The organism is Acidobacteriota bacterium (genome assembly GCA_016208495.1).
Taxonomy (GTDB): domain Bacteria; phylum Acidobacteriota; class Blastocatellia; order Chloracidobacteriales; family Chloracidobacteriaceae; genus JACQXX01.
The window spans coordinates 1-8550 of record JACQXX010000153.1 but is presented as its reverse complement, the minus strand read 5'-3'; the positions used below and the strand labels follow the sequence as shown (position 1 = coordinate 8550).

The following is an 8550-nucleotide window of genomic DNA, read 5'->3' as shown; positions in this document are numbered from 1 at the left end:
TTCCAATTGTGTCTCCCTTTTGCCTGGGATCAACTCCGCACGATTTTTCTGGTTAATCTTTTATCCGGGTCATTTCCTTGATATATAACGGTGTATACAATTTATGATACTTTCCTGTATACGATTTAATGATACTCAACAACCCTGAACCCTGAACCCTGAACCCTGGTGGTATGATATTTCCATCCGACTCCCTGACACCAAACTGGTCTTATTTGACACGTTCGATGTAGGTGCCTTCCGTGGTGTCCACCCGGATCAACTCGCCTTCCTTGATGAACCCTGGAACGTTGACCGTCAACCCAGTTTCCATCTTCGCGGGTTTGGATGAACCGCTGACCGTTGCGCCTTTCAATTCTGGATCGGTCTCGGCCACTCGCAATTCAACTGACGGCGGCAATGAGATGCCAATCGGGCTCCCGTCAAAGAATTCAACCTGAATGGTGAGGTCAGGGGTCATGTAGTAGACCGCATCACCCAGCATTTCTTCGTCCAGGCCAATTTGCTCATAGGTTTCATTGTTCATGAAATGATGAGTTGTGCCGTCGCTGTAGAGATAGTTCATATCGTGCTGCTCCAGCGTTGCCCGTTCCACATCTTCGGTTGCGCTGAACCGATGATCAAATGCGGATCCGGTTTTGACGCTTTTGAGCTTGGTTTGCACCATGGCGCGCAGGTTGCCGGGGGTATGGTGACGGAATTCCACAACGCGATGTGGTTCTCCGTTGAAAATAATAATTGTGCCACGACGAATCTGGTTCGCTCTCATAACAAATCTAAAATGACTCCTTACAGAAATTACGGCGGAAATCGCCAGGATTTTTGAACAAAACAACGAGCGCATTCTCGGTTTTTCAGGGCCGCGTCAAGCGAGTCCCGAATTATGTTCTTGCCTTTCCTCTAGCTGGATTTTACACTGCCTTCGTTCCCAGGGTGACCTGGGAACCAACACCCGCCGGGACGCGGGAGAGTGTGCGTCGAGGGAGTGTCAGACGCTGGAAGGACAGCCGACCGGCGCGGCCCGCAATCCTGACTGGTAGCAGTCAGGAAGAAGCGCGAACTGCTCAAGATCAATCATTGTAAAATGGATGATCCCACCCAGAAGCTCAGCTATTTATGGCCGAGAGGTTCACAAGAGCACAGCCTAGATGAGTTACCGGAAACGGTCAAGCGAAGCCAGTCAGGTCAGAATTTGCGGTGCGGCTGGCGTGGGGTGGGAAAAACAGGTTGAGCACCTTTTGCGGGAATTACCGCTCACACCAGTTCCCCCTCCCCCCCCACATATAAGCATAAATCTAAGTCATTGAAAAAATTGTCTTTCCCCAAGCCCCAAGCCCCAAGCCCCAAACCCCACCTGGTATAAGGTTGCAGTTTTGGAAAAGTAGCTTACACTTGAGGCTGTCTCTGTCCCAAAGATCCGAACTCTTCAAGGCCAACCACTCACTGTAATGCATTATAAAGTCATCTTCGAACGCGCGGGGGATGGGTCACCCCAGGCCCAGGCGCTGGTTCACGACCGGTTGATCACCCATTTCAAAGTGTCACCTGAGGTTGCAGCCGCGATGCTGCAGCAAGCACCGCTGGTTGTCAAACAAGGGCTTACCCAGGACCAGGCCGAGGCATATCAGCAAGCCCTTGAATCAATTGGGGTTGTGGCGTCGCTTGAATTGACGTTTAGCATGTCGGATGCTCCGACGGCACCAAATTCACCACAACCCGCATCGGCACCAGTTCCGCCGCCACCGCCACCCCCAACGGCTTTAACCATGGGCGGGCTTGATAGTGATATTGCGGCTGTCATGAGTGGCTCAACCCAAATTTCGGATCCGCCTCAGGCAGGCTGGTCTCCATCAGTTCCATTCGCCTCGCCACTATCTTCCGGAACAGTTCAGATCCCGTCCAATCAACCATCTGCCCCACCACCACCTGCTATAACGCTCGAAAAACCCAAAGAAACTCCGCCAGTTTCAGCCATCACTGATACGGCTGACTGGTGGGCAAAACTTCGAGTTTGGAACCCACCTTTGAATGAGGCCGGTCGGGGCATGACACCGATGACAACCGGTCGGGTGACAGCAACCAGTTATGGATTTACCCTGGCTCACCCGATGGTCAGCAGTCTGAACTATGAAGACATTCACCTGATTGCGGTTTTTCAGTCGGGATATGACTCAAATCAATGCAAACGCTATGTGGATATTTTCGCTCCGGCGGCCAATCGCCCGGTTCGACTTGACTGTTCCTTTATCAACTTTGATTCCTTTCAGGTTCCACCGGCTGAAGACCAGCGTGAACGGATTACTTATTTTGTAAGAATCTTGCTCCAGCGGTGTCCAAATTCGGGAGTGGATCTGGCCACCTATCGGTTTCTGCGTGATGTTGAGCGTCTGAAAACCGTCAATAATGAGCGTGAAGTTGAAAAATATGTCTCACGGCTATTTGAACAGACTGAGATTGGAAACACACCTGAAACCAATCCTCAAATCATGGCTGGACACGAAGCCGAAACCTTGAGAGATAAAGAAGATCCCTGGATGGCACCACCGCCGCCACCGCCACCACCGGATCCGCCATTTGCGCAAAGTGGGTTTCCGCCAGCTTTCCCAGGGGGACCAATGGCATCCGGAATGTCCAGCGCACCACCGGGTGGCATTCCTCAACCAGGATTTTCAGGACCACTGGCCCCGCCGCCAAACGTGATGTATAACCAGTCCCAGATGCAGGCATACCCCAACCAGCCAGAGGGGGAAGACTATGACTATGACCTGGGTGGCGCCAATGTGTTGATTGCCAAAAAATGCACCCAGATTGCGCTGGCGACGTCAATTACCGGGCTGGTTTTACTGATGCTCAGTCTGGCTATTCCCTATTTTTGGCTGGGAATCGGGGCGTCAGTGGTGGGTTTGTTCCAGGCACAAAAAGCAATCCGGATTTATGAAGGGAACAACCAGAAATCGAATGCTGGACCGGCTCAAGGTGCTTTTGTGATGGGCATCATCGGCTTCATCATTCTGGTCGTGTCAGTCCTGGCTTTTGCCTTTAAAAAGTAAGGGATCGTTAAAAAATAAGTTCCTGGGAGCGCGGGCATCTTGCCCGCATCTTCCGACTTATGGCGGGCGGGACGCCCGCGCTCCCAACTGAAAACGGGAAGTTGATTTTTTACAGTCCCTAAGTGCAGCGAAATAGTGAAGTCGTGAAGTCGTGAAGCAGTAAAACCAATTAACGTTGATTCTCAAATTGGTTTCGGTCACTCCCAAAATCCTGTGACTACTCACCATTTCGCTACTTCACGACTTCACTCAATATCAATCAAGGAGTTATACATAGAACGCATGTCAGATCTCACACAGCAACCAATCAAAATCGGCATCATCGGCGGCAGTGGCCTGTACCAGATGGAAGGGCTTGAAAATATCCGTGAAATCCGCGTTGAAACGCCCTTTGGCAACCCGTCAGATGCTTTTATCAGCGGCACACTCAATGGTGTTCCCGTGGTCTTTTTAGCACGCCACGGACGTGGCCACTATCTTTTACCAACTGAACTCCCATTTCGGGCCAATATCTATGCCCTCAAAACCCTGGGCGTCGAATTCATCCTGTCAGTTTCAGCCGTTGGCTCACTCAAGGAAGAACTCGAACCCCTCCACATGGTAATTCCCGATCAGTTTTTTGACCGAACACGAGCCCGTGTTCAGGAGTCAACGTTCTTTGGAAATGGAATCGTTGGGCATATCACCTTTGCCGACCCGGTCTGCAAATATCTGTCTGACATTGTTGAAGAAGCTGGCCGCAGCCTGGGTGATGTGACGATTCATCGTGGCGGCACCTATCTGTGCATGGAAGGTCCGGCTTTCTCAACCCGTGCTGAGTCAAATGTTTACCGAATGTGGGGGATGGATATCATTGGGATGACCAACCTCCAGGAAGCCAAACTGGCCCGTGAAGCCGAAATGAGCTATTCCACGCTCGCCATGGTGACCGATTATGATTGCTGGCATCAGGGACATTCCGACGTCACGGTGGAAATGGTCATCGAATACCTGAATAAAAACGTTACCAACGCCCAGCGGATTATTCGGGGTGCGGTCGAACGGCTGGCCCAAAGTGATCTGGTGTCGCCATATAACTCGGCACTCAAACACGCGGTAATGACCAACCCTGAAAAAATCACCAAAGAAACCCGCGAACGACTGGCCGCGATCATTGGCAAGTATTTTCCAGCCTAGTCTTTCCGATTCCGGGTTCCGGGTTCCGGGTTCCGGGTTCCGGGTTCCGGGTTCCGGGTTCCGGGTTCCGGGTTCCGGGTTCCGGGTTCCGGGTTCCGGGTTCCGGGTTCCGGGTTTTCGAAACCAGGAACCCGGAAGCCATCCTTCTTCGAAAGCTCCACCCCACCTGTTCAAAACCGAACACTCCCCTCCCGACTTTGGGCACCATCGCACTCCCTCACTCCCTCAAATCATTCATTTTTAAAGATTTATTTATATACAACCTGGAACGGCAATTGCACACATGGGTTGGCTGGTCATTTCGTCTCAAAGGAATCTCCCATGCTATCAATTGATCTTCGGTCCAGTCTTCGTCTGCTTCGAAAACAACCAGGATTTTCAAGCTTGATCGTGCTTACCCTGGCCGTTGGAATTGCCGCCAATACCGCACTGTTTAGCGTGGTCAACGCGGTTTTGCTGCGTCCACTTCCCTACCGCCAGCCAGCGTCACTGGTTATGGTCTGGGATACCCACCAGGCCCAGGGGCTCGACCACGTCGGACCGTCACCCGGAAATTTTCTGGACTGGCAGGCTCAGGCTTCGGCGTTTGAAGGGATGGCAACCTGGTATGAATCATCACGAACGCTTCGCGGAGAATTTGAACCCGAGCAAATCAAAGTGGCTCAGGCTTCGACCGATTTCTTTCGAGTCCTGGGAATGGAACCTCTGCTTGGTCGCCCGTTTACACCGGCTGACACCATCGGCACCAGTTTTAACGCGGCTGATCAGTTGCAAAACGGGGACCGACTCGTCGTCATCAGTCGTAAGTTATGGCAGGGTCGCCTGGCTGGGGATCCACATATCATCGGGAAAGAAATTTCAATTGACGGCAAATTCTGGCGAGTTATGGCGGTCATGCCGTCGGGGCTTACCCTCCCTGAAGCTGAAGCTGATGCCTGGGTCCCCTGGAATGTCAACAGTTCCTATACCGGAACACGTTTCCCGAATGGACCGCCCCGCGATTACCACTTTTTAAAAGTAGTGGCTCGACTCAAACCCGGCATCACCCTCGAACAGGCTCAATCCAATCTCAATTCAGTGGCAGTCGGCCTTGACCAGCAGTTCTCAAAAACCAATGCCGGATGGCGCGTTTCGCTGGTACGGCTTCAGGATGAACTGGTAAATACCTCACGCCTGCCGCTCCTGGCTTTATTTGGTGCGGTCGGGTTTGTCTTGTGTATTGCCTGTGCCAATGTGGCCGGGCTGTTTCTGGCCAGATCATTGACCCGGCAGCGGGAAATCGCGATTCGCCAGGCACTTGGCGCTTCGCGACAGCAATTGCTACAGATGGTTTTAACCGAAAGCCTGATGTTATCGCTTCTGGCTGGTGGCCTTGGGATTGGCGTGACGTTCCTTGGCATCGAAACCCTGGTCAAACTGGCACCGGCTGATATTCCACGATTGGCTGAAGTAGCAATTGATCCTCAGGTGTTGCTCTTTACTTTTGTCATTTCAATCCTCACTGGCATTCTGTTTGGAATTGCCCCTGCCCTGCACGGAAGTCGTCAGGGAATCGCCAAAACCCTGCAGGAAAGCAACCATGTCAATTCCACGGGTGGTGTGTTTCCAAACCGAATGCGCAAAGCCCTGGTGGTGATTGAAGTGGCACTGGCAATGGTACTGCTGTTTGGCGCCGGACTGTTTATCCGCAGCTTTCTCAATGTGCTTTCGGTGGATCCAGGATTTCACTCTGCGAATTTGCTGGTGTTGCGGGTATTTCTTGACGGCGGCAGCTACAAAGACGGTCGGCAAGGGTTGGTCTACTATCAGAACCTCTATGAACGATTGCGGAGCCTTCCGGGTGTCACTTCAGTTGCGGCAACCACGGTTTTGCCAATGAGCGGAGTTGGGATTGATTTTGATCGCCCGGTCTGGCGTGAAGGAGAGCCGGAACCAGTTGGAGTCCCTCGTGAAACCAGCATCCGCATGGTGACGCCAAACTATTTTGACACGGTGGGAATTCCATTTCGTTCCGGACGTGCCTTCACGGCTGATGATCGCCCGGAGACACCCAGGGTGTTAATTGTGAATGAAGCCCTGGTCCGCCGGGAATGGCCCGATGGAAATGCGGTGGGAAAACGACTGGTGGTTGATTACCTGGGCGGGAAATATCCGTACGAAATCGTTGGTGTGGTTGGAGATGCCCGGTATTACGGGTTGAAAAGCACCCCACAGCCCGAAATTTTCATTCCTCATGCTCAAAACCCGTACCTGGCGATGAACGTGGTGATTCGGACTTCAAATGATCCGATTCAATTGATCCAGGCCGCCCGTCAACAGGCGCTTCAGGTTGACCCGACCCAACCGGTTCATAGCATCGTGGTAATGGATCAATTGCTGGCGAAATGGAGTACGCCAGACCGATTTGCGATGGTGTTAATGTCGCTTCTGGCGGTGCTGGCACTGGTTATGGCCGCCACGGGGTTGTATGCCATGCTGACGTTTCTGGTTAGTTCCCGAACCCGTGAAATTGGTGTCCGCATTGCCCTTGGCGCTCACAGCCGCGATATTTTCCGCTTAATTTTTCACGAATCATCCAAACTGCTGGTGGCTGGTGTTGTGATTGGTCTGGCTGTCGCCAGTGTTTGTGCTCGATTGGTGATGTCGCTGTTGTTTCAACTCAGCCCAACAGATCCAGTCACACTTGGAATGGTCGTGGTCTTTCTCATCGGATTGGGACTCTTTGCCGCCTACTGGCCAGCCCGCAGAGCCGTCAAAATCGACCCGCTGATTGCCCTTCGAAATGAGTAACGCCATTCAGGGTTCAGGGTTCGGGGTTCAGGGTTCAGGGTTCAAGGAAATACAATTATTTCAGATATTCGAATTTTCAGATAAATATTTCCTGGGAGCGCCGGCATCCTGCCGGCACAAAGCAGTTTGATTTTCAATCAGATGACGGCGCTCCGAGGGGGAATCTTTTTCTGAAAGGCTATAACTGACAGAAAACTCGGCAGAAAAAAGAAAGTGCGCTACACTTGGGGTTTCCTTAGCCATTCCAAATTCTCCAGGTGAGCTTTTCTCATGACACAAACACGCAGTTCAGTGGTCGTGTGTGGTGCCGGTATGGCCGGAGTTGCCGCTGCCTACCATCTGGTCGTAAACCACGGCATTCGCGATGTCCTCCTCCTGGATGAGCGCCCTCCACTGACACTCACAAGCGATAAAGGCACGGGTGCGTATCGGAACTGGTGGCCCGGCCCCGGCCACCAGATGGTGCAGTTCATCAATCGCAGCATTGACTTGCTCGAAGAACTCGCCCACCTCAGCGACAACGTGTTTGAACTCAACCGCCGTGGATATGTCTTCCTGACCGGAGACCCTGAGCAAGCCCAAACCTTGCGTGAGACGGCTGATGTCATTTCCGCACTCGGCGCGGGTCCGGTGCGCGACCATTCCGACCTTTCCACCTATGTTCCGTCTCCAGCCGAAGGGTTTGAACACCTTCCAACCGGAGCGGATTTTCTGACAAGTCCTGATGCCATCCAGCATCTTTTTCCCTATATCACCAGCGAGGCACAGGCCATGCTCCACGTTCGACGGGCTGGCTGGATGATTCCAGCGCGGCTGGGCCAGTGGATGCTTGAACAGATTGCGGCGCACGGTGGGCGATTCAGACAGGGGAAGGTCAGTCGGATTCTCACGTCGGAAAACCGCGTTCAAGGCGTCGAAGTGGATGGAAAAGATACGGTTGCCACTGATCGGGTGGTGATTGCCGCAGGTCCGTTGTTGAATCGGGTAGCCGCGTTTGCCGGCCTGGAACTTCCCGTTGTGTGTGAGTTGCACGGGAAAATTGCACTGAAAGACCCGCTTGGCGTGCTTCCGGACGATGCCCCACTTCTTATCTGGAATGACCCGGTGACGTTGCCCTGGACTGATGCCGAACGTGATGAGATTTGTGCACGCGGCGAAACACATTTGCTGGAACGCTTCCCGGCAGGTGTTCATGTGAGACCACGTGGAAAAAGCCCACACCACGAGCTTTTAATCATCTGGACGTATGACACTCATACCCAGGAAGCAACCTTCCCACCCGTTTTCCCAAACGAATACCCGGAAGTCCTGATTCGTGGGCTTTCTCGTCTGATACCTGGACTCACAGCTTATTTTGGCCAGGGCAAGACCGCCTATACTGATGGCGGATATTATTAAAGGTTATTACGATTTATGATATACTGATCCTTCTTTAAAAAGGAGGCTCAAAGATGGGAAACTTAAGATACAGCGAAATCAAGAAGAACCCAATCAAGGTATTGGATTGGACAAGCTTACTGCCGGAGGAATTTGA

The 8550-nt window shown here is 52.4% G+C and carries 6 protein-coding genes; 4 read left to right on the top strand and 2 right to left on the bottom strand.

Annotated features, from left to right (window positions below):
• Positions 1-211 precede the first annotated feature (211 nt).
• Positions 212-769, bottom strand: a complete 558-nt coding sequence (efp, locus tag HY774_28300) for an elongation factor P (GenBank protein ID MBI4752410.1) — start codon at positions 767-769, stop codon at positions 212-214.
• A gap of 679 nt (positions 770-1448) precedes the next feature.
• On the opposite strand from efp, the gene HY774_28295 reads away from it, so the two are divergent.
• The 3 genes from HY774_28295 (at position 1449) to HY774_28285 (ending at position 7016) form a co-directional block, all read left to right on the top strand.
• Positions 1449-3050 carry a hypothetical protein gene (locus HY774_28295; GenBank protein MBI4752409.1) on the top strand — a complete coding sequence of 534 codons (1602 nt, stop codon included), beginning with the start codon at positions 1449-1451 and terminating at the stop codon, positions 3048-3050.
• 282 nt (positions 3051-3332) lie between these two features.
• The gene (locus tag HY774_28290) at positions 3333-4226 is read left to right on the top strand and encodes an S-methyl-5'-thioadenosine phosphorylase (protein ID MBI4752408.1); all 894 of its coding nucleotides are present in this window, start codon (positions 3333-3335) and stop codon (positions 4224-4226) included.
• A 321-nt stretch (positions 4227-4547) separates the two neighbouring features.
• Complete coding sequence (locus HY774_28285) at positions 4548-7016, top strand: ABC transporter permease (protein ID MBI4752407.1); 2469 nt, start codon at positions 4548-4550, stop codon at positions 7014-7016.
• Positions 7017-7076: 60 nt separating this feature from the next.
• Here HY774_28285 and HY774_28280 read toward each other — a convergent pair whose 3' ends face one another.
• On the bottom strand, positions 7077-7259 hold the full coding sequence (locus HY774_28280) for a hypothetical protein (GenBank protein MBI4752406.1): 183 nt from the start codon (positions 7257-7259) through the stop codon (positions 7077-7079).
• Between the two features lie 27 nt (positions 7260-7286).
• Between HY774_28280 and HY774_28275 the strand changes: the two genes are divergently transcribed.
• Entirely contained in the window at positions 7287-8414 is a 1128-nt protein-coding gene (locus HY774_28275) for an FAD-binding oxidoreductase (protein ID MBI4752405.1), read from the top strand.
• Positions 8415-8550: the final 136 nt, after the last annotated feature.

Coding starts and splice junctions, on each gene's coding strand:
- efp (MBI4752410.1), bottom strand. CDS start 769: ATGAGAGCGAACCAGATTCGTCGTGGCACAATTATTATTTTCAACGGA.
- HY774_28295 (MBI4752409.1), top strand. CDS start 1,449: ATGCATTATAAAGTCATCTTCGAACGCGCGGGGGATGGGTCACCCCAG.
- HY774_28290 (MBI4752408.1), top strand. CDS start 3,333: ATGTCAGATCTCACACAGCAACCAATCAAAATCGGCATCATCGGCGGC.
- HY774_28285 (MBI4752407.1), top strand. CDS start 4,548: ATGCTATCAATTGATCTTCGGTCCAGTCTTCGTCTGCTTCGAAAACAA.
- HY774_28280 (MBI4752406.1), bottom strand. CDS start 7,259: ATGGCTAAGGAAACCCCAAGTGTAGCGCACTTTCTTTTTTCTGCCGAG.
- HY774_28275 (MBI4752405.1), top strand. CDS start 7,287: ATGACACAAACACGCAGTTCAGTGGTCGTGTGTGGTGCCGGTATGGCC.